Origin of the sequence: Methylocaldum sp. GT1TLB (assembly GCF_051027445.1) — a bacterium.
Taxonomy (GTDB): domain Bacteria; phylum Pseudomonadota; class Gammaproteobacteria; order Methylococcales; family Methylococcaceae; genus Methylocaldum.
In genome coordinates, this window is the sequence record NZ_CP194898.1 from 4,702,895 (window position 1) to 4,729,264 (window position 26,370).

General features: G+C 52.4%; 26 protein-coding genes and 2 tRNA genes. 12 read left to right on the plus strand and 16 right to left on the minus strand.

Features of this window, described 5'->3' with window-relative positions; translation table 11 throughout:
* Window positions 1-16 precede the first annotated feature (16 nt).
* From ACR2R1_RS20745 to ACR2R1_RS20755, 3 genes are all read right to left on the minus strand, one after another.
* Entirely contained in the window at window positions 17-295 is a 279-nt protein-coding gene (locus tag ACR2R1_RS20745) for a DUF883 family protein (protein ID WP_077727950.1), read from the minus strand.
* Window positions 296-645: 350 nt separating this feature from the next.
* Window positions 646-1,125: a single-stranded DNA-binding protein gene (gene ssb / locus ACR2R1_RS20750; protein WP_086133601.1), complete on the minus strand. Its 480-nt coding sequence runs from the start codon at window positions 1,123-1,125 to the stop codon at window positions 646-648.
* 140 nt (window positions 1,126-1,265) lie between these two features.
* The gene (locus tag ACR2R1_RS20755; RefSeq protein WP_434111755.1) at window positions 1,266-2,657 is read right to left on the minus strand and encodes an MFS transporter; all 1,392 of its coding nucleotides are present in this window, start codon (window positions 2,655-2,657) and stop codon (window positions 1,266-1,268) included.
* A gap of 71 nt (window positions 2,658-2,728) precedes the next feature.
* Here ACR2R1_RS20755 and uvrA point away from each other — a divergent pair, with 71 nt between their 5' ends.
* From uvrA to ACR2R1_RS20770, 3 genes are all read left to right on the plus strand, one after another.
* Window positions 2,729-5,617 (plus strand): excinuclease ABC subunit UvrA, encoded by a 2,889-nt coding sequence (gene uvrA, locus ACR2R1_RS20760; RefSeq protein ID WP_434111757.1) that lies wholly within the window; start codon window positions 2,729-2,731, stop codon window positions 5,615-5,617.
* A gap of 357 nt (window positions 5,618-5,974) precedes the next feature.
* Window positions 5,975-6,676 (plus strand): DUF2959 domain-containing protein, encoded by a 702-nt coding sequence (locus tag ACR2R1_RS20765; RefSeq protein ID WP_347257565.1) that lies wholly within the window; start codon window positions 5,975-5,977, stop codon window positions 6,674-6,676.
* A 278-nt stretch (window positions 6,677-6,954) separates the two neighbouring features.
* Window positions 6,955-8,244, plus strand: coding sequence for an outer membrane beta-barrel protein (locus tag ACR2R1_RS20770; RefSeq protein ID WP_156879501.1), 1,290 nt, complete (start codon window positions 6,955-6,957; stop codon window positions 8,242-8,244).
* A 146-nt stretch (window positions 8,245-8,390) separates the two neighbouring features.
* Here ACR2R1_RS20770 and ACR2R1_RS20775 read toward each other — a convergent pair whose 3' ends face one another.
* Together ACR2R1_RS20775 and bfr are read right to left on the minus strand one after the other, a co-directional pair.
* Window positions 8,391-8,600 (minus strand): (2Fe-2S)-binding protein, encoded by a 210-nt coding sequence (locus ACR2R1_RS20775; protein WP_077727955.1) that lies wholly within the window; start codon window positions 8,598-8,600, stop codon window positions 8,391-8,393.
* Between the two features lie 125 nt (window positions 8,601-8,725).
* On the minus strand, window positions 8,726-9,193 hold the full coding sequence (gene bfr, locus ACR2R1_RS20780) for a bacterioferritin (protein ID WP_077727956.1): 468 nt from the start codon (window positions 9,191-9,193) through the stop codon (window positions 8,726-8,728).
* 166 nt (window positions 9,194-9,359) lie between these two features.
* Between bfr and ACR2R1_RS20785 the strand changes: the two genes are divergently transcribed.
* From ACR2R1_RS20785 to ACR2R1_RS20805, 5 genes are read left to right on the plus strand one after another with little or no spacing between them, the layout of a single operon-like run.
* Complete coding sequence (locus ACR2R1_RS20785; protein WP_434111760.1) at window positions 9,360-9,881, plus strand: YcxB family protein; 522 nt, start codon at window positions 9,360-9,362, stop codon at window positions 9,879-9,881.
* A 53-nt stretch (window positions 9,882-9,934) separates the two neighbouring features.
* Window positions 9,935-11,824 (plus strand): ATP-binding cassette domain-containing protein, encoded by a 1,890-nt coding sequence (locus ACR2R1_RS20790; protein ID WP_077727958.1) that lies wholly within the window; start codon window positions 9,935-9,937, stop codon window positions 11,822-11,824.
* Between the two features lie 31 nt (window positions 11,825-11,855).
* The gene (locus ACR2R1_RS20795) at window positions 11,856-12,356 is read left to right on the plus strand and encodes a hypothetical protein (protein ID WP_077727959.1); all 501 of its coding nucleotides are present in this window, start codon (window positions 11,856-11,858) and stop codon (window positions 12,354-12,356) included.
* Between the two features lie 27 nt (window positions 12,357-12,383).
* Entirely contained in the window at window positions 12,384-12,821 is a 438-nt protein-coding gene (locus ACR2R1_RS20800; RefSeq protein ID WP_077727960.1) for a universal stress protein, read from the plus strand.
* 39 nt (window positions 12,822-12,860) lie between these two features.
* Complete coding sequence (locus ACR2R1_RS20805; protein WP_205780631.1) at window positions 12,861-13,436, plus strand: YbhB/YbcL family Raf kinase inhibitor-like protein; 576 nt, start codon at window positions 12,861-12,863, stop codon at window positions 13,434-13,436.
* Between the two features lie 19 nt (window positions 13,437-13,455).
* Here the strand turns inward: ACR2R1_RS20805 and ACR2R1_RS20810 are convergent, their stop codons facing one another.
* From ACR2R1_RS20810 to ACR2R1_RS20840, 7 genes are all read right to left on the minus strand, one after another.
* The gene (locus ACR2R1_RS20810; protein WP_077727961.1) at window positions 13,456-14,913 is read right to left on the minus strand and encodes a TrkH family potassium uptake protein; all 1,458 of its coding nucleotides are present in this window, start codon (window positions 14,911-14,913) and stop codon (window positions 13,456-13,458) included.
* A gap of 292 nt (window positions 14,914-15,205) precedes the next feature.
* Window positions 15,206-15,293, minus strand: a tRNA-Leu gene (locus ACR2R1_RS20815).
* A gap of 16 nt (window positions 15,294-15,309) precedes the next feature.
* Entirely contained in the window at window positions 15,310-15,957 is a 648-nt protein-coding gene (locus ACR2R1_RS20820; protein WP_077727962.1) for a response regulator, read from the minus strand.
* A gap of 44 nt (window positions 15,958-16,001) precedes the next feature.
* Window positions 16,002-16,091: transfer RNA gene (locus tag ACR2R1_RS20825), tRNA-Ser, on the minus strand.
* A gap of 57 nt (window positions 16,092-16,148) precedes the next feature.
* Window positions 16,149-16,862, minus strand: a complete 714-nt coding sequence (dnaQ, locus tag ACR2R1_RS20830) for a DNA polymerase III subunit epsilon (protein ID WP_077727963.1) — start codon at window positions 16,860-16,862, stop codon at window positions 16,149-16,151.
* The gene (gene rnhA, locus ACR2R1_RS20835) at window positions 16,843-17,331 is read right to left on the minus strand and encodes a ribonuclease HI (RefSeq protein ID WP_434111763.1); all 489 of its coding nucleotides are present in this window, start codon (window positions 17,329-17,331) and stop codon (window positions 16,843-16,845) included. Before rnhA ends, dnaQ begins: the two co-directional genes overlap by 20 nt.
* Before the next feature lie 8 nt (window positions 17,332-17,339).
* Complete coding sequence (locus ACR2R1_RS20840) at window positions 17,340-18,071, minus strand: class I SAM-dependent methyltransferase (protein WP_077727965.1); 732 nt, start codon at window positions 18,069-18,071, stop codon at window positions 17,340-17,342.
* 59 nt (window positions 18,072-18,130) lie between these two features.
* Between ACR2R1_RS20840 and ACR2R1_RS20845 the strand changes: the two genes are divergently transcribed.
* Entirely contained in the window at window positions 18,131-19,846 is a 1,716-nt protein-coding gene (locus ACR2R1_RS20845; protein WP_434111766.1) for a transglycosylase SLT domain-containing protein, read from the plus strand.
* 42 nt (window positions 19,847-19,888) lie between these two features.
* Here the strand turns inward: ACR2R1_RS20845 and ACR2R1_RS20850 are convergent, their stop codons facing one another.
* A complete protein-coding gene (locus ACR2R1_RS20850) occupies window positions 19,889-21,265 on the minus strand; it encodes a phenylacetate--CoA ligase family protein (protein ID WP_434111767.1) in 1,377 nt (458 codons plus the stop codon).
* A gap of 301 nt (window positions 21,266-21,566) precedes the next feature.
* On the opposite strand from ACR2R1_RS20850, the gene ACR2R1_RS20855 reads away from it, so the two are divergent.
* Window positions 21,567-22,349, plus strand: coding sequence for a S1C family serine protease (locus tag ACR2R1_RS20855; protein WP_077727968.1), 783 nt, complete (start codon window positions 21,567-21,569; stop codon window positions 22,347-22,349).
* Between the two features lie 112 nt (window positions 22,350-22,461).
* Window positions 22,462-22,821, plus strand: coding sequence for a ribosome silencing factor (rsfS, locus tag ACR2R1_RS20860; RefSeq protein WP_077727969.1), 360 nt, complete (start codon window positions 22,462-22,464; stop codon window positions 22,819-22,821).
* A gap of 249 nt (window positions 22,822-23,070) precedes the next feature.
* Here rsfS and ACR2R1_RS20865 read toward each other — a convergent pair whose 3' ends face one another.
* The 3 genes from ACR2R1_RS20865 to ACR2R1_RS20875 all read right to left on the minus strand — a co-directional run bounded on the left by ACR2R1_RS20865 (window position 23,071) and on the right by ACR2R1_RS20875 (window position 25,362).
* Window positions 23,071-23,547, minus strand: coding sequence for a septal ring lytic transglycosylase RlpA family protein (locus ACR2R1_RS20865; protein WP_077727970.1), 477 nt, complete (start codon window positions 23,545-23,547; stop codon window positions 23,071-23,073).
* A gap of 161 nt (window positions 23,548-23,708) precedes the next feature.
* Window positions 23,709-24,086, minus strand: coding sequence for a (2Fe-2S) ferredoxin domain-containing protein (locus ACR2R1_RS20870; RefSeq protein ID WP_077727971.1), 378 nt, complete (start codon window positions 24,084-24,086; stop codon window positions 23,709-23,711).
* Between the two features lie 319 nt (window positions 24,087-24,405).
* A complete protein-coding gene (locus ACR2R1_RS20875) occupies window positions 24,406-25,362 on the minus strand; it encodes a transposase (RefSeq protein ID WP_434111770.1) in 957 nt (318 codons plus the stop codon).
* 171 nt (window positions 25,363-25,533) lie between these two features.
* On the opposite strand from ACR2R1_RS20875, the gene ACR2R1_RS20880 reads away from it, so the two are divergent.
* Entirely contained in the window at window positions 25,534-26,250 is a 717-nt protein-coding gene (locus ACR2R1_RS20880; protein ID WP_434111772.1) for a cistern family PEP-CTERM protein, read from the plus strand.
* Window positions 26,251-26,370: the final 120 nt, after the last annotated feature.

Genomic DNA, 26,370 nt, shown 5'->3' on the forward strand with positions numbered 1-26,370 from the left:
CGGCAGCGGCCCGCCGTTAGCGACGGGTACCAAGCAACGTGCCGATCGCGAAGCCTGTGCCGAAGGCCACCAGGAGACTGGCCAAGGGGCGTGACTCGACATATTGCTCTACGCTTTCCTGGGCCGCCATCGCGTGGCCGCGAGCACGTTCACCGACCTCCCGAGCTCTTGCGTAAGCGGTTCGTCCTTGCTCGACGCCCAAATCCTTCATCGCAGCCATCAAGTTGCCCATGTCGGCTTTGAGGGTGGCCAAGTCCTGCTTCAGATCTTTGGTGATGTCTTCCGTTGTTGCCATCGCTGACCTCCAGCTGTATCAGGGTTGTTTCGTTGCCGACCGAAGGGCGGTTTTGCTGCAACTTAATCCCTTCAAACACCGCCAGCATTTAGAAAAATCAACTACAGCCTCGATTCTTCCGCCGCAGCGCTGAGTGGTTTGTTGGCGTTTTACCGGCTTCGGAAAAACGGCAAGAGATAAGCCGGTCGACTTGCGGATATAGATCGTCTCATAACCGACCGGGTACCTGCGTTGGACCCGGAAATGAAGCCGAAAGTTGCTTTAAGATGGCGCGCGCGTTGTGGTTTTCGGCCTAACTTTATTTACAAAACAAAAGCTCGTGGCGCTTATTCGGGCTGGGCGAAGTTTCTTTAGAACGGAATATCGTCGTCGAAGTCGTCCATGCCGCCGAATCCGGGCTCCGGCTGCGGGGCTTGCTTCGAAGATCCCGAAGATGGCGGCGCATAACGATCGGATTCTCCGCGCCCGCCCGAGCCGGCCGAAGGACCACCTGCGCGGTCCAGCATCTGCATCTGATCGGCGATGATTTCGGTGGTATAGCGGTCTTGGCCGTTCTTGTCCTGCCATTTGCGCGTGCGCAGACTGCCCTCGATGTATACCTTGCTGCCTTTCTTCAAATATTCTCCGGCGATCTCGGCCAGCTTTCGGTAGCACACGACCTGGTGCCATTCGGTGCGTTCCTGTTGTTGGCCGGTCTGCTGGTCTTTCCATGTTTCGCTCGTGGCGAGCCGTAGACTGGTAACCGCGCCTCCGTTGGGCATATAACGCACTTCAGGATCGGAACCTAGGTTGCCGATGAGTATGACTTTGTTGACGCCGCGAGTGGCCATATTAAGGTATCTCCGATCGATGATACGGTTGAGAATTTAAACAGATATTAGACTTGCCGCTATGGCTGAAGTTCTTAATTTTTAAGTAAAAATTACAGGTTTCGTCAGATTTCGAAAGGCTGTCGGAAGCCTTGGCATGCTCATGCAGCGACTTCCTGCAACAATCCGCTCAGCGCCATGCGATCCAGCTTCTCTTTGTCGATTTTCAGGTAAGCCACGCCGTCTTCGGCCAGGACTACGGCTTCGGCAACTCCCGGCACTTGAAGCAATCGTCTGGACAAACTGGAAGCTTGGTCATGACTCAATCCGCTCACGTTAACCAGGAGGCTGCTCAAACCTCGGGGAGCTTTCATACCGATGGCAAATATAAACCATAGCAGAGCGACGGCGGCGCAGAACAGGAAGACATAAGGTATTCCATAGCGGCCGTAAATCCAGCCGCCACCGGCTCCGCCCACGAAGGCGCCCAAAAATTGAGCCGTGGAATAAACGCCCATGGCAGTACCCTTGAGGTCGAGAGGAGCGGTCTTCGACACCAACGAAGGGAGGGTGGCTTCCAAAAGATTAAAGCCGGTGAAGAACAGGTAAAGAAGCCCGGATATGATCCAGAAATCGTGTTGAAGCCAAGCAAACCCCACGTCCGAAAGGACGATTAACGCGATGAAGGAGACGAATACCGCTTTCATCTTGCGTTTCTTCTCCGCGAGAATCACGAAAGGAACCATGCTGGCAAGGGCAAGTCCAAAGACGGGCAAATAGATGTGCCAGTGGTTGGCCGTTTCCAGCTGTAGCGAATCGCGCAAAATCAGCGGAAGAACTACGAAAGTAGCGGTCAACACGAGATGTAGACAGAAGATGCCTAGGTCTAACCGCAGAAGTTCGCGATTTGCCAGGACTGTCTTCAAAGATGCCGGACGCACTTCCGTATCCCGGTGAAAACGGCTCACAGCCGGCGTCGGCACGACGCTGTACAGCACCACGATACCGAGCAGAGCCAATGCCGTGATAATCCAGAAAAGACCGTGAAGCCCCACCCAGCCGGAGAGGACCGGGCCGATCACCATAGATAGCGCGAAGGACATCCCGATGCTGATGCCGATCAAGGCCATCGCCTTGGTGCGGTGTTCTTCGCGGGTAAGATCGGCGGCCAAGGCCATGATGACCCCGGCGACAGCGCCGGCCCCCTGTAGAGCCCGGCCGGCGATGATCCCGTAGATCGAATCGGACAGAGCAGCGAGCGCGCTGCCGGCGGCAAAGAGCAGCAAGCCGACTACGATCAGGCGCTTCCGCCCATAACGGTCGGACCAGAGGCCGAAGGGAATCTGCAAGATCGCTTGGGTCAAACCGTAAGCACTAATGGCGAATCCGATCAATTGCGGCGAAGCATCCGGAAGCTCGCGGGCGAATACCGAGAGAACCGGCAAGATCAGGAACATGCCCAGCATCCTCAGCATGTAAATGGCGGCCAGAGACAAGCTGGCGCGCACCTCGGCTCGGGTCATCGGAGTGTCGAGTTGCAAGGTCGGATTCAAGCAATATGCTCCTTTGCGAGTGGCGGGAATCGGCCTATAGTAACAGGTTCTGTTTTGCGCTTGAATTTTGCATGGACACGATTCAGATCCGTGGAGCCCGCACCCACAACCTCAAAAACATCGACCTAGACCTGCCCCGTGACAAGCTGATCGTCATCACGGGATTATCCGGTTCCGGCAAGTCTTCGCTAGCGTTCGACACCATTTATGCCGAAGGACAGCGGCGCTATGTGGAGTCGCTTTCCGCTTACGCGCGGCAGTTTCTGTCGGTGATGGAAAAGCCCGACGTCGACCACATCGAGGGCTTGTCGCCGGCCATTTCCATCGAGCAGAAGTCGACTTCGCACAATCCCCGTTCGACCGTCGGCACCATCACCGAGATTTACGATTATCTCCGGCTCCTCTACGCCCGCGCCGGCATGCCCCGGTGTCCGGAGCACGGCATCTCGCTAGAGGCGCAGACCGTCAGCCAAATGGTGGACCACGTTCTCAGCCAGCCGGAGGACAGCCGCTGGATGCTGCTCGCCCCGGTGGTCAGCGAGCGCAAGGGAGAGCACGCTCAGGTGCTGGAGGACTTGCGCAGCCAAGGCTTCATCCGCGCCCGCATTGACGGCGAGATTTACGAGCTGGACGAGCCGCCCAAGCTCGACCTCCGCCGAAAGCACAGCATCGAAGTGGTGGTCGACCGGTTCAAGGTGAGGCCGGACCTGGCCGTGCGCCTCGCGGAATCGTTCGAGACGGCGCTACGGTTGGCCGAAGGCATCGCATTGGTGGCGTCCATGGACGATTCGGAAACCGAATTGGTCTATTCGGACAAATATGCCTGCCCGCATTGCGGCTACTCCCTGAGCGAACTGGAGCCGCGGATCTTTTCCTTCAACAATCCGAAGGGAGCATGCCCGAGCTGCGACGGGCTGGGCGTCAAACAGTTCTTCGATCCTCACCTGGTCGTCCAGAATCCGCAGTTGAGTCTGGCGGGCGGCGCCGTGCGGGGCTGGGACCGTCGAAACGCCTATTACTACCATTTGGTTCAGTCGCTGGCCGAGCACTACGGTTTCGATCCGGAACAGCCATTCGGTCAACTGTCGAAATCGGTTCAGGATATCGTTCTGTACGGCAGCGGAACCGAAACGATTCCATTCAAGGTTCTGACCGCGCGCGGCGATACGCTGGTCCATCGGCATGCTTTCGAGGGGATCATTCCGAACATGGAGCGGCGCTATCGCGAAACCGATTCGATGATGGTACGAGAAGAACTGTCCAAGTATCTTTCCAGCAAGCCTTGCCCTGAATGCGAGGGGACCCGCCTGAACCGTGCGGCGAGACATGTGTTCGTAGTCGATTCCTCTCTGCCGGAGCTGACCGCCTTACCAATCAGGCGCGTACTCGAATTTTTCGGCGAACTGACGCTCACCGGGCGGCGGGGTGAAGTGGCGGCCAAGATCGTCAAGGAAATCACCGCGCGTCTCCAGTTTCTGGTCAATGTCGGGCTCGATTACCTGACCCTGGCGCGCAGCGCCGATACCCTGTCGGGCGGCGAGGCCCAGCGGATTCGCTTGGCGAGCCAGGTCGGAGCCGGCTTGGTGGGCGTGATGTACGTCCTGGACGAACCGTCGATCGGCCTGCATCAGCGCGACAATCAGCGGCTGCTCGATACCTTGCTGCGTTTGCGCGACCTGGGCAATACCGTCATAGTCGTGGAGCACGACGAGGACGCCATCCGGATTGCCGATCATGTCGTGGATATCGGGCCGGGGGCGGGGGTTCACGGTGGTCGAATCGTGGCCGAGGGGACGCCAGAAGCGATCATGGCAAACGACGATTCCCTCACCGGCCAATATCTCTCCAACCGTCTCGAGATCGCCGTGCCGGAGCGGCGTATTCCGCCCGATCCGGAGCGCGTGCTCCGGATCCGGAATGCCCGCGGCAACAATCTGAAGGGTATCGACGTTTCGTTTCCCGTGGGGCTTTTTACCTGTGTGACCGGCGTTTCGGGGTCCGGCAAATCCACTCTGATCAACGATACGCTGTTCCGCTTCGCGGCTCGCGAGCTCAACGGTGCCGCCGCGATGCCGGCATCGAGCGACGGCATCGACGGACTGGAGCATTTCGACAAGGTGGTGGATATCGATCAAAGCCCGATCGGTCGCACGCCGAGGTCCAACCCCGCGACCTACACCGGGTTGTTCACGCCGATCCGGGAACTCTTCGCGGCGACCCCGGAGGCGCGGTCACGCGGCTATTCGCCGGGGCGGTTCAGTTTTAACGTCAAGGGCGGGCGATGCGAGGCTTGCGCCGGCGACGGCGTGATCAAGGTGGAGATGCACTTCCTGCCCGATATTTTCGTCCATTGCGATGTTTGCAAGGGAAAACGCTATAACCGAGAAACGCTGGAAATCCGCTACAAGGGCAAGACGATAAACGAAGTCTTGGAAATGACGGTGGAAGAAGCCAGTCAGTTCTTTTCCGCGATTCCGGCCGTTGCCCGAAAGCTCGATACTCTGATGGAGGTGGGGTTGGGCTACATCAGCCTGGGGCAGAACGCGGTGACGCTTTCCGGCGGTGAAGCTCAGCGGGTCAAGCTGGCGCGCGAATTGTCGAAGCGCGATACCGGCAAAACGCTTTACATTCTGGATGAGCCGACGACCGGACTGCATTTTCACGACATTCGGCAACTTCTGGGCGTTCTGCATCAATTGCGCGATCACGGCAACACGGTGATCGTGATTGAACACAATCTGGACGTGATCAAAACCGCCGACTGGCTGGTCGACTTGGGACCGGAAGGCGGTGAAGGCGGTGGTTTAATCGTGGCGGAAGGCACCCCTGAACAGGTTGCCGAAAACAGGGCTTCCTATACCGGGGCGTTCTTGAAGAAAATCTTATCGAAGTCGGTACCGCCGAACCGAGCGTTTGGCGAAGCGGTTCACAAAATCAGTCGGAAGACTGTGCGGCCGTGACCGTAGCGACAACATCAGGAGAGTTATTTATCGTAGGTGATGAGGTGGAGGCGGTGGTAGCTTGCGGATCAGAGGCGATTAGCCAGAAGATGATTAGACCTAGCGCCAGGGCTGTTACAACAACCATATGCTTTTCGCTAAGTGCTTTCACTTAATATCTCCCTTTGTATGATGAAACTCCGTTGCGAAGCTTATTGAGTTTGCGTTACGGCAACGTGACGTGGATCTTACGCAAAGTTGTTCAAGACCTCTGTAAGTGAAAAATGATAACGCTGTCACCATGAGCTTACAAACGGTTTTATACGGATTTTAAAATGGCTGTCGTTGGCTTTTCTCGAAAAACAAGCAGTGTGCGTTATGAATAAGTCCTCCAATACGAATCCAATTAGTTTTGCCGCGGTATGTCGTCAGCTCTTGGGTCCTTTGACCCGGTATTTGATATCAAAATGTCAAAAGGTCTATTTTCGCGCCGTGGAGTCGACGGGGCATCATAAGCGAGACATCCTCGTCAGTCGTGTGGAGAATGCGCGGGACAGTTTGGAAGAAGCCAAGGAGCAATTTCAAAGTGCGCTGGATAAGTTCAGCGCACTTACGGACTTTCAGGGTGGCGAGCTCGAAGACTTATATCGACAGATTAAAGTCGAGTTCGATTACAGTAAAGCCAAGGCTCTAGCAGTCAAAGACCGGATTGCGGCGGTGCAGGACGTGGCCGAGGCTCTTTTTGCGGAATGGGAGGATGAGTTGGATCTGTACACCAACCGCAGCCTTCGAAGCAGCAGTCGGCAAAAGCTTAAGCTCACTCAGCAGCATTACGGACAACTGATTTCCGCGATGCGTCGAGCCGAGGGCAAAATCGAGCCAGTACTGAGCGTATTCCAAGATCAGGTGTTGTTTTTGAAGCATAACCTCAATGCAAAAGCGGTTGCGTCGCTGGAACATGAATTGGCAGCGATGACCGTTGGGGTTGCCGGCTTGATCACAGCCATGGAGCGTTCCATAAACCGAGCGAATGATTTCGTGTATTCGCTGAACGGTCAAAAAGCACTCCCTGCCAGTTGAACCGTTGTTTAGTGCCGAGCAGCTCGTTTCAGAAAAATTCTGATCGACTTTCTTGATACACCGGTGCTAGCTTTGCGGATGCCTTCAAGTCATCTTGATGGCCGATTGTGTCAATTGCAACAAAGTGTTGTTTTGGTGCAATTAGCCGTAAGAGCGCACCAAACAGGTGCAAAATCTTACTGATGCGTTACTTAAGTAACTGAGGGCACATTATTTTCGCCTTGGTATGGACTTTGCCTTAAGACTATCGTTCCAGAAAACATAAGAGAAAAAGCGATATGTATAAGAATTCATCCAAGATCCGAATGGGGCGTGTGGCTTTAGGCGTTCTTGCAGCGGTTTTCGCTGCCTCCGTTGGGGCTGAGGAAGCGAGCGAGCCCACCGGGTTGCTCGGCTATATGGGCGCCGATGTCAACGATACCCAATTCATGAAAAACTTGGGGCTGCAATTTGGTGGATGGATTAACGCCGGTATCACTTACAACGCGAATGAGCCCGCCGGAAGATTTAACGGGCCGGTGACGTTCAATGACCGTGCCTCCGAATTTCAACTGAATCAGCTTTACTTTTATCTGCAGCGTGCCGTCAATACAGAGGGCGATTCCTGGGATTTCGGCGGACGCTTCGACTTTATGTTCGGCACCGACGCCCAATTTACACAGGCTTACGGTTCGCCCCGCGGACATTGGGATCTCCGTCTGATGAACGAGGAGCGCTTCTATGACATCGCGCTGCCACAGGCCTACTTTGAAATATTCGCGCCTTTCGGTAACGGCATCACTGCGAAGATTGGGCATTTTTACACCATCATCGGCAACGAAGTGGTGACGGCACCGGATAATTTCTTCTACTCGCATGCTTATACGATGCAGTTCGGAGAACCCTTTACCCACACAGGCGTGTTATTAAGCTATCCGATTGATCAGAACTGGACGATAACGGCGGGGGGCGTGACCGGCAGCGAAACCGCCGGTTGGGATGGTGCCTGGGACAAAGGTCTTGGTAATTGGGCATTTCTCGGTGGCGTGACTTGGGCCAGCGATGACAAGGGCAGTTCTGTAGCATTTAGCGCCACCAGCGGCGAGATTTCCGAGCAAGACGCAAACAATTGGAGCATGTACAGCTTAGTGATAAAGCACGACATCATGGAAGGCCTACACTACACCTTCCAGCATGATCATGGATGGGCAAATAGCGTCGTCGGGGCGACCGATCGGTCTGGCAGTAATGGGACCGATGCAGAATGGTATGGGATCAATCAATACCTCACCTACGATATTTCAGACGATCTTGCTGTCGGGCTGCGCGCTGAATGGTTCCGCGATGACGACGGCTTCCGCGTGGTTTCGCCTGCGCGGACATTGGGGGCGCTTCCAGCATCAAGTTATTATGCATTCACGGCCGGTTTGAACTGGAAGCCGGTGAATTGGCTGATGGTGCGTCCGAACGTTCGGTACGATTGGGCTGATAAGGCAGACGCGTACGACAATGCTGGTGGAGCGGCAAGCTTTGCCGGTAAGAAGAGCGATCAATTCCTCTTTTCCACCGACGTGGTCATAACGTTCTAATATATCTTGGGAATTTCGTCGTGAAGGACAGGGACGTCCTCCTTCCGTACTTCTGCCTTTCACTCCGAAGAACACTCCGTTCTAACGGGGTCGACCGTTAGCCTTCTAAAGCTCAAGCGGCCCGCTGCTATCGGAGCGGATAAAGCTTATGCGGCCTTGCGCGGGTTATGGTCTGATACCGTTTTTTCGTGCTGCAAGCATTGGCGGATAAGCTGTTTGGCCTGAACCGCACACTTGCCGCACTGATCGCACGCACCTAATTTGGAGCGCAGACTGCGCATGCTTGTCACGTCCTGTTCCTGAACGGCCTTTCGGATTTGTCCGTCGGTGACTTTCTTGCAGATACAGATGTACATAACAAGACCAGATGAAAAAACCTGATCTAAATACTAGTACAACTGATAATTATTATCAAATAAGATTTGATTTGAACTGTCTTGCCCATAGGTGGGCGAGTGATAGGGCAGGCTGGATGTGTAGATTACATCTGTGTTTGCAGGTAGTTCTGTAGTCCGATTTTTTCGATGAGGCCGAGCTGAATCTCCAGCCAATAGGCGTGGTCCTCTTCTGTGTCCTTGAGAAGCGTCAGAAGGATATCCCGCGTAACGTAATCGCCGACGCTTTCACAAAACGCCATCGCTTCTTTGAGTTCGTCGATTACTTTGTATTCTAAAGTCAGGTCATTCTTGAGCATGCCTGGAACATCCTGACCGATCTGCAGTGCGTTGCGCTTGCTGAGATCCGGCACACCTTCGAGGAATAGAATTCGGTTGATCAATCGGTCGGCATGGGACTGTTCTTCCTGCAATTCGTGATGAATGCGTTCATACAGTCGGTTAAATCCCCAATCCTTATACATCCGGGAGTGAATTAAATACTGATCGATGGAAGTCAGCTCGCCGATCAGCAAATGGTTTAAGCGCGCGATAACATCGGCATTGCCTTTCATTTTGTTCTCCGTTGTGCAGCACCAAATCCCGCTTCGGATTAGACAAGCCCACCGAAGTGAGTAAATTGAAACAGAATTACGTATACTAGTCACCCTTTAGCGCTCCGGGGATGTGCTGCCGGTTCGTCGGCGGCGCAGGGTGTTAGACAATTTCTGTGATAGACGCATGACCCAAATAGAATACGAAGTCCGCGAACAGGATCTGGTTGCCTTCAACGAACATCAATTGCAGAACTCCGCGAGTTGGCAGAAAACCTTGCGTCGTCACCAGGCGATCTTCCCCGGTATCATGGCGCTCATCGCGCTGTTCTTGTGGTTTTACTATCAGGATACGCTTTCCGCGATCTACGTAGGTGTGATCGCTGCATTATGGGGCATTTTGACCCCCCTCTATTTCAAGGGAAGCCTGCGCAGACAGGTCCGGAAACTGTACTCGGATGAAGAAAGAGCTTGCATCCTCGGTACATATACCTTGCGGGCCGAGCCGCATGTTTTGGTAGAGGTCAACCGGAACGGCGAGTCTCGGATGAAATGGGCCGATATTCTTCGCGTCGAGATGACCAAAAAATACGCCTTTCTTTTCGTAGGCATTGACACGGCTCTGATCATCCCCCGTGCTACCGTCAAAAAAGGGGACCTCCATGAGTTTGTCAAAGAAGCCGACCGGCGAATCGAGCAGGCTGCTTAATTCCGCGCTGCCTTTCCGGCTAATGACCGGTGCCGGCTTGGCACCCCATTGGCATGCTTAATTTCAAATCGGTCGCGTTAAGGCGAGGCCAGCGTCTTCTGTTTGACGAGGCTTCCTTCACCATCCATAGCGGTGAGAAGGTCGGTATCACTGGCGCGAACGGAGCCGGTAAATCCAGTTTGTTTCGTCTGGTTCTGGGCGAGATTCATGTCGATGCCGGCGAAATTTCGATGCCGCCGAATTTGGATATCGCCCATGTGGCCCAAGAAACCCCGGCTAGCGATCAGAACGCCTTGGACTATGTCATGGACGGTGATCGCGAATTGCGTCTCATCCAGGCTGGTCTTCACGACGCGGAGAAAAGCGGCGATGGTGAGAAGCTGGCACTGCTCCATTCTCGCCTAGACGCGATCGGAGGTTATGAAGCCAAGGCGCGCGCCGCCAAACTGATGTCCGGTCTCGGGTTTTCGCCGGGCGATGAGGCCAAGCCGGTAAATCGGTTTTCTGGCGGATGGCGAATGCGCCTCAACCTCGCGCAAGCGCTGATGTGTCGGTCGGATATGCTGCTTCTCGACGAACCGACCAATCACCTTGACTTGGATGCCGTGATTTGGCTTCAAGAGTGGCTGTCCCGATATGCCGGTACTCTGCTTTTGATTTCTCATGATCGGGATTTTCTTGATGATATCGTCGATCATGTGCTTCATATCGAGAACCAAAAGGTTACGCTGTATTCCGGAAACTATTCGGCATTCGAGGCGAGACGAGCGGAACTCTTGGGGCAACAACAAGCGGCCTATGAAAGACAGCAGCGCGAAGTCGCGCGTATTCAGTCGTTCGTAGATCGATTTCGTGCGCAAGCTACCAAGGCGCGCCAGGTGCAAAGCCGCCTCAAGGCGTTGAGCAAGCTGGAATTGATTGCCGCGGCGCATGTCGACTCGCCTTTCAAATTTTCTTTTCTGCCGCCGGATAAGCTGCCTTCGCCTTTGTTGAAGCTGGATGAGGCTGGCGTGGGGTACGGTTCGACGCCTATCTTAAGCGGCGTTAATCTGACGTTGAATCCGGGCGAGCGGATAGGCCTTTTAGGCACAAATGGCGCAGGCAAATCCACCCTGATCAAATTATTGGCCGGTGTTTTGAGCCCAAGCTGCGGAGAGCGTTTGGAAGCGCAAGACCTGAGGGTCGGTTATTTTGCACAACACCAGCTCGAACAGTTGCGGGTCGATGAAAGTCCCCTTAAGCATTTGCAGCGACTTGATCCAAATGCGGCAGAAAAGGATTTGCGCAATTTTCTTGCCGGTTTTGGTTTTTGCGGCGACCAGGCGTTGGCCGCAGTCGCGCCGTTTTCCGGTGGCGAGCGTGCCCGGCTTGCATTGGCTCTTTTGATTTATCAGAAGCCGAATCTTTTGTTGCTGGACGAGCCCACCAACCATCTCGATCTGAACGCACGTGACGCGCTTACGCTGGCCTTGCAGGATTATCAGGGAGCGATGGTGCTCGTTTCTCACGATCGCCATTTGCTCCGAACGGCTGCCGACGATTTCTGGTTAGTCGCCGACGGAAAGGCTGAGAAATTCGCTGGTGACTTGGATGATTACAGGCAGTGGCTGAGCAATCGACGTGCCATATCGCAAGCTTCGGCCGAAAGCAAGGCGGCACCGTCCCGCAAAGATCAACGGCGCCTGGATGCGGAGCGGCGGCGTGCGTTGAGACCCTTTCAGCAGGCGCTGGAACGGGCTGAAGCCTCTTTGGAGAAATTGACGTTCGAAAAGCGGCGTCTCGAAGAGCGGCTGGCAGATCCTGCGCTGTACGAGGGTGACTCGAAGGCGGACTTACAGTCTTTGCTCCTTGAAAAAGCTGAAATTGACCGCCTACTGGTGGAAACCGAGTCCGCCTGGTTGGAGGCAAGTGAGGTGTTGGAATCGGTCTCGGGTGAAACTTGAGCGAGTTCGAATTTGCTGCCGAAGTGTAAACATGCCGCTGATAAAGCTGTTTCTCGATATCTGTTTTTTTAAGAAAGGACCTCGGGATGTTCCTGCGTCGAGCTTGCTGTTAGGGCTCGCGGTTCTCGCCTACTTGATCGTAGGTGTCGTGCTGCTCGGATTGGAACGCGATTGGAGCGGAGCGGTCGTCGAGGCCGTGGTTGAAGCTTTAATGCTGTTCGGCTTTCTTTATATGGCACTCTATCTGAGCCAGGGGATTCCCCGCCTGCAACAAACGGCGACCGCTTTATACGCATGTGATGCTTTGATCAGCACAGCCGCTGTTCCGCTCCTTGCCTGGCTGCTGGTGACACCGGAAGCCAAAGGGGTTTACATTTTTCTGACGCTTCTGATGCTTTGGCACTTGGCGGTAATTGGGCATATTTTGCGACATGCTTTGGCCATTTCATTCTTTTTCGGCTTGGGGTTGGCTTTCGGGTACGTAGTCGTAAGCTATCAAGTTATGATGATCCTGTTTGGTCGAACCATGTGAGCGCAAGCAGAGAATAGGAGACTGGTGATGACGTACCGGCAGATTTTATTGGCAGCCGATTTTTCCGAGCACGGGGAACAGGTGATCCAGCAGGCTCAGGATTTGGCGAAAAAGTACGACGCCAGACTTAGCATTATCCATGTCGTGGAAAATATGCCGGTCATGGATTCGTCTTATGGGCCGATTGTGCCGTTCGACATCGATCTGACAGATCAGATGATGGATGCGGCGCGGAAGCGTTTGGCAGAGATCGCCGATCGTTTGGCTATCCCTCAAGACAATCGCTGGGTTGAAATCGGAAGTCCCAAGGTGGAGATTATCCGCATTGCCAAGGAGCTGCAGGCAGATCTAATTGTCATCGGATCGCATGGCAGGCACGGCATCAGTCTGTTGCTCGGTTCTACGGCCGCCAGCGTGATTCACCATGCTGAGTGCGACGTTCTGGCTGTTCGTCTCCGGGGTTAGATTTTGATTTCTCATTGATTGACAAGGAGGTCAAGGATTATGAATTTGTTTAATCGCTGGATGTGGTTGCTGCTGGGTGGTGCGCTGCTAATCGCCAGTGATGCAGTCATTTCAGAGGAGTTTAAAGGAGGGCAGGGCATGTCCATGAAGATCGAATCGTCAGCATTTATGCATAACGGCGATATGCCACAGCGCTTCACTTGTGACGGTCAAGACGTGTCGCCGCCGTTGTCCTGGTCCGGGATTCCCGAGGGCGCGAAAAGCTTGGTGTTGATTGTGGACGATCCCGATGCACCGGATCCGAAGGCGCCGAAGATGACATGGGTCCACTGGGTGCTCTACAACATTCCGACAAGCTCGAGCGGTTTATCGGAGGGAATTTCGTCGCAGTCTTTGCCCGCCGACACTGCCGAAGGAGTCAACGATTGGAAGCGGACGGGCTATGGCGGGCCATGCCCGCCAGTAGGGCGGCATCGGTATTTCCATAAGCTTTACGCACTCGATACTGTTTTGTCTGGACTGCATAAGCCCACGAAAGCCCAGCTCGAAAAAGCCATGCAAGGACATGTTTTGGCGCAGGCCGAGTTGATCGGCGTTTATCAGCGTATTAAATGATACTGGCCGACGAATCTTCTTATTTTTTCCAGTATGCCGGCGTAAACAAAATCAGCGCCGTAAAAACCTCAATGCGGCCGAGAAACATGGCCAGGGTACAGGTCCATGTCTGGAAATCCGTTAGCCCCGCGAAATTGCCGGCTGGCCCTACCTGGTTTAGTCCGGGACCCATGTTGTTGATGCAGGCAATGATGGCGGAAAAGGACGAGACGAAATCTAGGCCACTGATGACCAGCAACAAGGTCAGAATCACGACGCTCATGAAATAGACGAAGATGAATCCGAGTACCGCGAGAATAATATTCGATGGAATGACCATGTTGCCAAGCTTGAGGGGGTTCACGGTCGTGGGATGCGTCAGTATGAGCATCTGCAGCTGACTTTGCTTGACCAGAATTAGGGTTCTCATCATTTTGATGCCGCCACCGGTGGAGCCGGTGCAGGCTGAGACGGAGCTCAAGAAGAGCATCCATAGCGGCGCAAATAATGGCCATTGGTTGAAGTCGACGCTGGCGTAGCCACAATCGGTAGCTGCGGAGACCAGATTGAAGCTCGTGTGTCGAAAGGCTGTCCAATAGTCAGCATAAGTACCCTGCTGCCAAAGATAGAAAGCGACACCCACGCAGCTGGCGATAATCAGGATCAGAAAAGGCGCCACCTCGATATCATGCTTGTAAGGGGCAAAGGTCCTGCTATGGATCGCCAGGAAGTGCGTGGCAAAATTGATTCCCGCGAGCAGCATGAAAATGGTGAGGACGCCCTCGATTTGCGGCGAATCGAAATAGCCTATGCTGGCATCGTGTGTTGAAAACCCGCCTAGCCCCATGGCGGAAAAGGCATGACAGATTGCGTCCAGCCAGTTCATCCCAGCTAGTTTGAGCGATCCGATACAGATGACGGTAATGCCGGCATAAACCAGCCAGAGGTTTTTGGCTGTCTCGGTAATGCGAGGAGTGAGTTTGCTCTCCTTCATGGGGCCTGGGGTCTCGGCCATAAACAACTGCCGTCCGCCGACACCGAGTACCGGCAGAATTGCGACAACTAAAACGATGATTCCCATGCCTCCCAGCCATTGAAGTTCGTGTCGCCATAAGTTGATGGCCGGAGGCAGTTCATCCAAACCAGTCAGGATTGTTGCGCCGCTCGTTGTGAGCCCGGACATGGCTTCGAAATAGGCGTCGGTGAATGACAAATCCTTGAGGTAGGACATCAGAGGAAAGGTCGCGAACGCCGCCATTCCCGTCCAGGCGAGCACCACGAGCAAGAACCCATCCTTGGCTTTCAATTCGCGCTGGAATTTTCTCGTCGTGAGCCATAAAAGTCCGCCGGCGGCTAGAGTGAGCAGCATGTCTTCGATAAACAACGAAACCGTCCCGTCACGGTAACTTAACGAGGTCAGGATAGGTAACGCGTAAGTCACGCTGAAAACCATCAGCATTAGGCCGAAAACTCTAGCGAGGGATAAGAATCGATTCATCTGACAAGAACCCTATAACATCAAACCAAAGGGTCACTAAAAGAAACTCTCGACCCGCAGTCGAAAGAGCGAGGAATTGCGCTTGTCTGCAATCGATTCCACCTTAGATATCGCTAGATTGACCCTGAAACATACCTCGATTGGCTGTTTCGTTGAAAGGCGGGAGTTTTGGTGTAAAGCTGACTGAAGGGAGTCAGCCATGGCTGGCGATTGTGTGGAGTATCGTAGAGCCGTTGATGATGGATTGAGTCGATAGATACAGCATGAGTCAGCCGTTCACGGAAAGCGGGTTTGGTGCCTCGGGCCGGAATCGAACCGGCACGCCGGGTTAGGGCGCGGGATTTTAAGTCCCGTGTGTCTACCTATTCCACCACCGAGGCAAATAGACTTGAATCCTCATCGGAGGGGAGTGTCGCTGATAAGGTCGTATCTTGTCGCTAACCGAGTCAGCTCTACGTCGTTCTTGACAGACAGTTTGTCATACGCCCGATACCGGTATGTATTGACCGTTTTGGGGCTTATCGTCAGCATGTCCGCCATGTCCTGAATCGACCGGCCTTGAAGTGTCATGATGACGACTTGCAGTTCGCGGTACGATAGATCGTTAAACGGCGACGAGGATTGATCGGCCAGTTTGGCCAAGGCCATTTTACTGGCAACGTCCTGACTAAGATATCGTTTGCCCTCGGATACCGTCCGAATAGCATTGATCAACTCGCTGATAGGACAGCTCTTCGAAACATAGCCGTGAGCGCCCAAATTTAGGAGTTGGTGCGGGAATGGTCCATCAGCATACACACTCAAAGCCACAATTTTCACCAGTGGATGTTTTTGACTGATCTTTCGGCATGCTTCAATCCCGCCTATACCCGGCATATTGATATCCATAACGATCAAGTCGGGACTCAGCCGGTCAGCTTGCTCGATGGCCTCTTCGCCCGAGCACGCTATACCGATTACCTTCATGTCCTCGGCTTCGTTCAGTAAGTGCTCGATGCCCGCTCGAACCAGTTCATGATCATCTACCAGGAGAATGCCGATCATAACGTCAATGGCTAAAACTGGACTAGAGCGCTTACCTTAGAATATGGCGGAGAGGGAGGGATTCGAACCCCCGGACGGGATCAACCGTCAACGGTTTTCAAGACCGCCGCTTTAAACCGCTCAGCCACCTCTCCTCGATTCATCAAACATTCTCCTATAAGGATAACGTATAAGCCTCTTCGGTTCTATCTTTACGCTTTCCAGAGACATTTCCCGTTGCTTGCCTTATCGATAGCATCAAGTCTGGCGGCATGCGCTTGGAGTTCCGTTTCGCTGCAACGGATTATTTTAAGCTGAGGGCGATTTATTGAGAGGGTCAATTTTGGCGTTTGCTGTAATTTGTCCGTACCCTCATCTGTCGATTCCGGCTCCAATACCAGTAAAGTCTGGCCACCGGTCATGGCGAGATAGACTTCGGCTAGGATCTCGGCATCGAGTAGAGCGCCGTGCAGTTCTCTGTGTCGATTGTCTACACCATATCGTTTGCACAATGCGTCCAGATTGTTGCGCTGTCCGGGATGTTTCTTTTTGGCGAGCACCAACGTATCCAGAACGGTGCAATATTCCGCCACGCTGGCAAAGCCGCTGGATAGCAATTGCAGTTCATGGTTGAGAAAGCCCACATCGAACGGAGCATTGTGGATAACCAGTTCAGCGCCTTTGATATAAGCCAAAAGGTCCTCGGCGATATCGGCAAAGCGAGGTTTATCGGCTAGAAATTCGGCGCTCAGTCCATGTACCTCAACGGCTCCTGGATCAATGTTCCGCTCTGGATTCAGATAGACGTGAAAGCGATTTCCTGTCAGCCTGCGACTGATGAGTTCCACGCAGCCGATTTCAATGATGCGGTGCCCTTCTGCAGGGTCGAGCCCAGTTGTTTCAGTATCAAGTACGACTTGTCGCATGAATTGTTTTCGCCTGTTCTGGCGCTGTAGGTTTTAACAGTTCGTCTATCCCTCGGTTGGCAAGTGCGTCGGCGCGCTCATTCTCGATATGCCCAGTGTGTCCCTTTATCCATTTCCACTCGACGCTATGGTCTTGTTGAGCGGCTACGAGACGCTGCCAAAGATCGACGTTCTTGACCGACTTCTTTGCTGATGTTTTCCACCCTCGTCGGATCCAGTCCGGTAACCACTCGGAAATGCCCTTGAGAACATAAAGAGAATCCGTCGTTATGCAGACCTTGCTGGGTCTTTTCAAGGCTTCCAATCCTTTGATTGCCGCCATGAGCTCCATGCGGTTATTCGTAGTGTTGGGCTCTGCTCCGTAGAGCTCCATCTCTTTGCTTTTGTACTTCAACACTACGCCCCACCCTCCGGGTCCCGGATTGCCGCGGCAAGCGCCATCCGTGTAGATGTTAACTGTGTTAGTCACGGTGCCTCTTACTGTAAAGTTTCGAGCATGTGGCTGGGCACTAAACCCGGTGCGCTGACCCATTTTGGCGTGATTGGTATCAACGTGTAAGTTCTTTTAACCGCCTTTATGCCGAATGCGAATGACAGATTAGCGCGAGATTTGCTGAAAAATGAGTTGGGTCTTTGTATCACTTTGGACGACGCAATGCTGAATGCCGCACTGTATTCAGCATCGAATTTTAGAAGGCTCAACCAGTCTAACAAGCGGTAGCAGCTGATAAAGTTGAGCTGCCAAAATGATGAGCGTCGCGGAAGATATTGAAGGATGCCGTGCACGCTCCAGGGATTAAAGCCAAGGACGAAGAGTCTGCCATTAGGTTTTAGCACGCGTTCAACCTCGTGTAAGACTTCGTGCTTGTTGATTTCGAAGTCGATGACATGAGGCAAAATTAAGATATCTATGCTTGCGGTCGCGACGGGTAGTGCGTTTGGATACCCCGTGATTACCTGTTTGGTATAAGGCTCGCCCCGATGCTCAGCGCTAACAAGGACGAAGTTATGAATAAATATTTCATCAATATATAAATTCTCGCATCCTAGTAAGCCGACTTGTAAAATTTTTTGATTGTAAGTAGGATTCAGCGAACTTTGGAGGTAGGATGCCTCGATGGTTTGTAGTATTTGCCCTAGGGTTGTGGCGTGATACCACTCCAGAAATACCTGGCGAGGGTGAGGCGACGGTGTGCGTTTGGTTTTCATTGACTAAACTGCTGGTATGCCGCTATAAATCACCCGAATAGAACTCTGAGGTAGACACGATGAGACGGCCAAAACGCGATGTAAAGTTGCTCTGTTATGCATCAGCTTTTGCCTTGTCTCTAAGTGCCTGTACGCATCACGCCGGGAAGACGAAGACGGACAACAGTTTTACCGACAATTCTCAATCGGCGTCAACGCCGAACAGCAAAAATTCCCGCGTCTTTCATATCTCTAAGAATACCAGCCGCTGGTTTAGGAAAAAGGACAAAGCCTCTACCGGTCGTCATAATGGCAAGAGCCTGGCCGAATATGACAGTTTGTGGGATCGATTGTTCGATTCGTACAATTTGCCGCCTGTTGAGCACGAGGAAATAGATCGTGAACTCGAATGGTTCGTCAATCATCCGACCTACGTGGATCGTGTACAGAAAAGGGCCGAACCTTTTCTCTATTCTATCGTGAAGCAGTTCGAAAAGAATGATATTCCAGGCGAGTTGGCGCTTTTGCCTGTCATCGAGAGTGCATTCCAGCCTGATGCAGTGTCTCCGGCTAAAGCCGCGGGCCTATGGCAATTCATTCCTTCTACCGGGCGGCTTTACGGCTTAAAACAGAGCCGTTCATATGATGGTCGACGTGATGTGTACGCATCAACTCGAGCGGCGATCAAATATTTGAAGAAACTTCATTCCGATTTTAATGGCGATTGGTTGCTTGCAATAGCGGCTTACAATTGTGGTGAGGGTGCAGTTGCCAGAGCCATTCAGAAGAACGAGGCCAGAAATAAGCCTACCGATTTCTGGTCGTTGGATTTGCCGGGAGAAACACGCACCTATGTCCCGCGTCTCTTGGCTGTTGCGAAGTTATTCGCGGAGGCTGAACAGTACGGCATTGACTTACATCACATTCCCAACGAAGCCTTGTTTAAGCCGGTAAAGATAAGCACGCAACTGGACCTGGCGCTCGCGGCTGATGCGGCCGATATCTCCTTGGACAAGCTTTACGAGTTGAACCCCGGTTTTAAGCGCCAATACGCCGACGTCGAAGGCAGTTATAGGTTGTTTATCCCTGCCGACAAGAAAATCAGCGAATTTAAGCGAGAATTGGAACGGCTGGCGCAACAAAGCCAACCTCTAGATGGGGGGCGCCCATCGATCGCTGACGAGCTGATCGCTGCGCGGGACTCGAAATTGGCAAATGCTGACGTTGCTTGGGAATCCGGCAGGGCACATGGCAGTTACTCCGATAAGAACGGTAAGTTCCAGAAGGGACGAAAAGGCAAATTAGAAGAAAAAGAACGCCGTGGTCGGGGCGTCGTATCTTTGGCATCCAAGCCTTCTGGCAAAGTAATCAGGAAAATCAGAGGCGAGGACAGCGTTGCGGCAGTTTCCGCAAAAGGAAGATCTGCTGAGTCTCTAAATAAGCGGTCGACTTATACCGTTCAGCCGGGTGACACGCTTTGGTCTGTCGCAAGGAAACATTCCGTTGATGTTGAGCAATTAGCTAAGTGGAATGGTGTATCGGCAAAGACTGGCGTCAAGGCTGGCCAAAATTTAGTGCTTTGGAACAAGGACGCCGCCAAGAAGCTGGCAATCGCTAGTTCTGGGATTAAATCTTCGCAGTCGATCAGTTATACCATTCGGCAAGGCGATACGCTGTTTTCCATCTCGAAGCGATTTAAAGTCAGTGTGGCTGACTTGCGCAAGTGGAATGGTTCTAAGATCGAGAAACACATTCAACCGGGCACAAGTATCATGGTCCAGGTCGAGAGGGACTAGCAAAGATATCTTGGTTTTGTAAGAGTGGCCTCAAAGTGGAGATCAGGAACGGATCTCCAGCTTTTCCGGCAACGGCACATGGCTGGTAACGTAACGGTATTTTCCTGAAGCCTCCGGCGGTATGTTATCCACCATATTGACCTCTACACGTACATCTCGTCCCATCCGGCTCTGCAGGTGTTTCACGATTTCATCCTTCGCGCTCTCTTGCCAGATGGAGCCCGGAACGACCATAACATCTAGGCGATTTGTTGAGGGTTGAATGATCTTGAATTCGTGAACCCCTTCGATTGCACGTAGCACATAGATGACCGCTAGGGCGTGCATGATCGTTCCATCGGGGCGAACTACGAAATCGGTGGTTCTGCCCATGATTTCCGAGATCACATGTAAGCCACGACCTACGTTGCACAAATCGTCGGTTTGTCGTGCCATATCGCCGGTGCGGTAACGGATAAACGGTTGAGCCTCCGAACATAGGTTTGTGACAACAACTTCTCCAATTTCTCCAGGGGCGACGGGCATCCCGTTATCGTCCAAAATCTCGACAATGAGGCTTTCGCTGTTAACCAGCATTTGGCCTTGCGGCGATTCGAGCGCAATCAACCCACCGTCGCGGCATCCATATTCATTCGATACAGGTTTATCGAAGACTTCCTCGATTAACGCTCTCTGTTCAGGAAATAGGGGCTCTCCGGTGGTGCACACAACTTTGAGGCGTGACAACTTCGGGACCCTGTTCCGGCTCTTTGCGTAGGATGCCAAGAGACTCAAACTACTCGCGTAGCCATAGATGCAGGCGGGATTAAATGATTGAATTATTTTGAGATAATCGCTCATCCTGCTCTCCGACATCTCAAAGGCATTCAGAAGCAATTGATTAAAGAGTCGATCCCTTATTTTTTTAACAAGATCTGTTTTATTGAGTTCTACCGGCGCCCCCCATAAAAACACTTCGGGTTCACCAACTTCTATCTTCCACCATCGGCGTGCGCGCATGCGCGAGGCGGCGTCAGCAGCTTGCCGCTTTCTGCCGAAATAAAAGATCAACGGTTGGCCACTTGACCCTCCTGTATTGTAGCGATGCGCGCCTCCCGGAACGTTTTTCCAAACTATGCGATCTCTGTTAACGGACGCGTCCGCCTTGTTCATTGTCGGCAAGCGGCGAAGATCGTCGAAGGTTAGGTCGCGACTGGCGGTTAAGTCGAGGCCCGACGCACGGATTCGTTCCGCATGCCAAGGGCTATGATCATCGGCTATGTGCAACAAGGCCAGCAATTTCTCCATCTGCATCCTTTCGACCGCTTCACGCGAAAGCCACTGTGTTTTTTCCAATTCGGCTAGATAGGTAAACGTGGGGCGGCTTACCATCCGTTCATGAACAGGGTAGACCAACCATTTGACGAGGTTTGGATGCATCGTAGAAGAGCGCTGTATAGGAGTAATTATTAGTGTGGACTGCCGATTGCTTGCGAATCGCGTCCAAATGCCCTAAGTGTATAAACACGTTTGGCCTAAAAGTCTCGTGGCCCACCGGATTGCCACGAGAGGTTATTCCGCGTAGGAGCGATTCTTGTAAACCAGGCCAGAGTGAATGGCAAGCTCTTCTTTTCTCACTAAGCGCATTGACGAATAGTGCCTAATCATAATAGAAACAGAACCTGAGCCGATCGATTCATCGGATAATTGTTAGTGGCGAATTCTTTCCTTACAGATTTGAATGCGACTCAAGAATTTGTGTCTAGCCGGTATCGGAATTTTCAGTACAAGCTTAGGCTTTAGCGCCAAAATTCATGCCGACGAACTGCCCGATATAATAGAAAAGATTAAACCGGCCATCGTCGGGATCGGAACTTATCAAAGAACGCGAACCCCGCCGGCGATCTTCCGGGGGACTGGTTTCGCGATTAGCGACGGCTTGCACATCTTGACGAACGCACATGTTCTTCCGGAAGCGACTGACAGATCAAAATTCGAAATGTTGGCTGTTTTCACTCGCGACGGCGAAAAGCAAAGCGTGCGACAGGCTATTGAAATTGCAACGGATGAGTCTCATGACATTGCTGTGCTAAGAATCGGCGGGTCGCCTTTGCCATTTATGCGATTAGGAGACTCGAGTAAGGTTCGGGAGGGAGAGTCATACGCCTTTACGGGATACCCGATCGGCATGGTTCTGGGACTTAATCCGGCTACACATCGAGGAATCGTTTCTGCCATAAGTCCCATCGCGATCCCGGCACATACGTCGCAGCGGCTGAACCCCAAAATCATCCGTCGACTTTCCGAGCCCTACGATGTTTTTCAGCTCGATGCGACGGCTTACCCGGGAAACAGCGGGAGTCCGCTGTACGATGTCAAAAGCGGCAGCGTTGTTGGGATAATTAACAAGGTCTTTGTCCAGGAGACGAAAGAGAATCTTCTTGAGCGGCCGAGTGGAATTAGCTATGCAATCCCGATTCGCTACGCCGTGAGCTTATTGAACGAGAATGGCATAAAACGGTAGAGACTCTAAGGTCGTGGGGCGCGTTCAAGGGAGATTTTCGCGGCATTTTCCGGTCCTAGAGAATGACAAATGACGATAATTCAATTGGGAGAAAATCCTTTTGCATAGACACATGACTACAGATCAATTGTTGCAGGTTGTATTGCTGGCTTTAGATGATGGCAAGGGTAAGGACATTAAAGTAATAGACGTTCGGAAAAAAACCGGCATTGCAGATTTTATGGTAATCGCTAGCGGTACTTCGGAACGGCACGTGAAATCACTGGCTGAGCACGTGATTGACGAGGCGAAAAATAACGAGGTCCAGCCGCTCGGCGTCGAAGGGCAGGGTGGTGGCGAGTGGGTCTTGGTGGACCTGGGGGATGTGATCGTCCATGTGATGAAGCCTCAAACGCGAGAGTTTTATCAGCTCGAGAAATTCTGGCAGGCTGATTATTCGCCGCTTTATGCAGTGGCCAGTGCGGCGCATTGAACGACTTCGATGTGGTCGTTTCGCCTGTTGAGAGATGTCATGAAGTAAGCAGATGACGAGGGGGAAATCAGTGGGATTACCGGTTTACCTCGTTCTGGGCTCGATTTTCAGACCCGTTTTGATACGGTTCGGGTGCATTGCCGTTTGTGCATTGTGCGGCGAAAGGGGACAGTGACCGTTTGAGATCACTAGGACGACGTTTTTTCGAAGATGTCGATCGCAAGCTTTCGAAGCGTTGAGAAAGAGGATCTAATCAAGCGCCATCACCTCTACCCGAGCCGTTCCTTTTATGCCAAGTGCTTTGGCGGCGGCATGGGACAGATCGATTAGTCTACTCGTGATGAATGGTCCACGATCATTGACGATCACCTCCACTGATCGTTTGTTTGTTAGATTGGTCACTCGCACCCGTGAAGGCAAGGGAAGTGTGCGATGCGCGGCGGTTAGTGCGTTGGGGTTGAAGCGTGATCCCATAGCTGTCCGATGCCCAGATTCCCATCCATACCAGGATGCCACTCCTTTGGCTTTATAGCCTCTGGCGCTTTTCAACGGGTAATACGTTTTTCCTTTTACCCGATACGGTTGGTTATAGCTCTGTTTTCGGGGGTGTCGCTCGGTGGTCGCAATATTTTTCTCGGATTTGAAAGGCCGATAATCCGATTGTGTGGCGCACCCCGGCAAAAGCATGGCTCCCAGCAAAAACCATCCGATCTTTGATGCCGTCATTCCAATTTGTCTCATTGTTATAGTTCTAATTTTCAAGTCCACGTCTCTATATGCTATAGAAGTTCTCGATATCGCATGGCTACCGGCATAGGCTGATTACTGCGTAGCCGGTCTGACATCGTAGGCATTGACACTCATCGGCGCCGCCAGCCTAATAGAATTTAGTCTTCAGCTTGCCGCATGGCAAACGCATACTCGGTTACCGGCTTTCCGCCGATGAGATGTTCTTGAATGATTCGCTCGAGAACTTCTGGCGTACAGGAGTGGTACCAAACGCCCTCCGGATAGACAACTGCAATCGGCCCATGACGGCACACCCGCAGACAATTGGCCTTGGTACGCTGGATTCCGGCCGAGCCGGTCAGCTTTAACTCATCCAGTCGGCGCTTTAAATATTCCCAGGATTCAAGCCCCTCTTCTTTGCGGCAACACTTTGGCTTGGTCTGATCACAGCAGAGAAAGATGTGTCGCTTGGTTGCGGAGATCGCTAGGACTTGAGCGATAGTACGCAAGTTTTTATCGATGTCGCTTTCAGTCATTCGTTTCTTGGCTTAAAGAGATCGCAAAAAAAAGCCGTCGCAGCTATTGATTTATATCACGCATCCGGTCCATGTTGCGGATACCTTGCCTGTGTGCGCGTTTTTCCGAGTGTAATTGTCAACAAAATTTACGGCCTTATGGCTTTGTTTTAATTCACAATTTTGTCAAAAACCACTGATTCATTTGACGTTAAGAGCCTGTTGGCTTCGGTTTTCATTCTGAGTGTGTCAAGAATTTTTACATATTAAGAGCAGTGCGTAACGCCAGAAGCGTGGGATGAAAATTTACATGGCCTGCGAACCGGCAAAATATGAAGGGTCAGGCTTTGTTAATTTTGTTAATGGCCAAAAGATTCATCAATCGTTTGGCTTCCGCTGCCAATTCGGATTCTTGCTTTATGCGCTCCCGTAAGCGACTGACCGCCGTGCTCAAGGTCGATATATCGCGGTTGAGGAAGTTGCCGACCTCAGTCAAGGTGGCAGCGCCGAGTTCCAATGCTAAGTACGCGATCAGCGCACGAGCCGCGGCGCCCGCTCGGCCACGGTCTGCACCGCTGATCTGATCCAAATCCATCTTGCGAGCCGCACAGACTACGCTAATGATCGATTCAAGTTTAATTTGTGCTCGTGATGCCTTATCGGACTGCCTTAGCGCATTCTCGGCGAAATATTCATCCCCGAGTATGCGCCCCTCCACAGTGCGCCTATGGAAATCTTCCCGATGACCCTCGTCCAATCCTCCCGCGATGAAACGTGCGTAACGCTCCCGTGCTGTCGCCACATCTTGAGCCAACTGGGAATAGATCCACTCTGTCGTAAGCCAGCTAACGCGATCTAGGCCGAGGTAAGCTCGATGTCCGCTCCAATGATACTCGGCAGGATCGTGGACTAAATTTGCCCGGACTGGATTGAGATGGATATAGCGAACAAGTTCGAGCAGATAAGCATCGGCATCGATCAGGATCGCCTTGAATCGGCCCTGGAACAGATGGCCGATCCGGTTTTCGCGCTTGTTGATCCACCGCGTGTAACGAAAAGCCAGGTGTTGCATGGTTTTTGAAAGCGACACATCGCCGATTTGAACCGCCAAGTGGACATGGTTCGGCATCCAGCAGTAGGCGTGAATACGGTGACCGAAACGGGAGACGCCCTCGCCAACCAATTCCTCGAAAACGTCTCTGTCCTCATCGTGAAAAAAGATAGGCTGTCCGGCATTGCCGCGGAGCATGACGTGATAGACAGCGCCGGGGATGTGGATGCGGGGTTTTCTGGCCATGAAGCTAAGCCTTATCGAAAACTACGGTAACAATAGCATGCAAACCAAATAATAAAAGCCTGACCCCAGCTCTGACATCAGATCCCCGCATATATACTCGTTGGTCTCTTTGGGGTGGCACACTTGATGCATTCGACGTTTTGTGGAGAGATACTACAACGAGAAATGACTATGAAAATTCTAAAAATTTTATTTGGCGGGCTCCTTCTTATAGGGGGAGTTGATGCTAGTGCTACGCCGGCGTTTACCTTGAATTACGACAGTCAATACGGCAGCACTGAAAATACCGGATCGAAAGCGAGCGTGGGCTTTACGTTCACCGACATTGCTCCGCCTCCTGGTGAGTTCAATTTGTTATTGGATATAGCGAATCTTACCCCCACAAACATAGGTTCGACACTTATGGGATTCGGCTTCGACCTGCCAACGGGTGTGAGTGTTGTAGCGGGAACTTATGAAGATCTATCGGGCTATTTCCCTAATCTGTTATTCAATGTGACCTTAAATCCGTATAACCAAGTCGATATCGCTATCGCGTTGAACAGTAATTTCTCGGGTGGAAGTCCGAATGGCGGGCTTACCGAAGGCTTAACTGCGCAAGTCTCGCTTGATTTCATCACAGATCCTATTTTGGATGGAGCTGGCATCACTAGCGCATTTATCAACACTTTGGATGACTGCTATGCGAGCACAAGCTGCTACGCACGTTTTCAGGAGGTTGGTTCAAATGGACAAGGTTCTGACAAAGTGCTCGGTGACATATCGGTTCCAACTACGCCTCCTCCTCCACCGCCCGATATAACCGTTCCAGAGCCGAGCGTCTTATCACTCTTGGGAGCCGGTCTGCTTGGTCTAGGCTTTAGGAATTGGAGAAGAAAAAAGGCATAGCTCTGAAAAGATCACAAAGACTTCTGATCAGGCAAACTAAAAAGCCGTCCCATTGGGACGGCTTTTTCTTTGAGGTTTGCTGAAGAATATCCGTTTTTTGGCAGAAACCTTTTCTGTCAA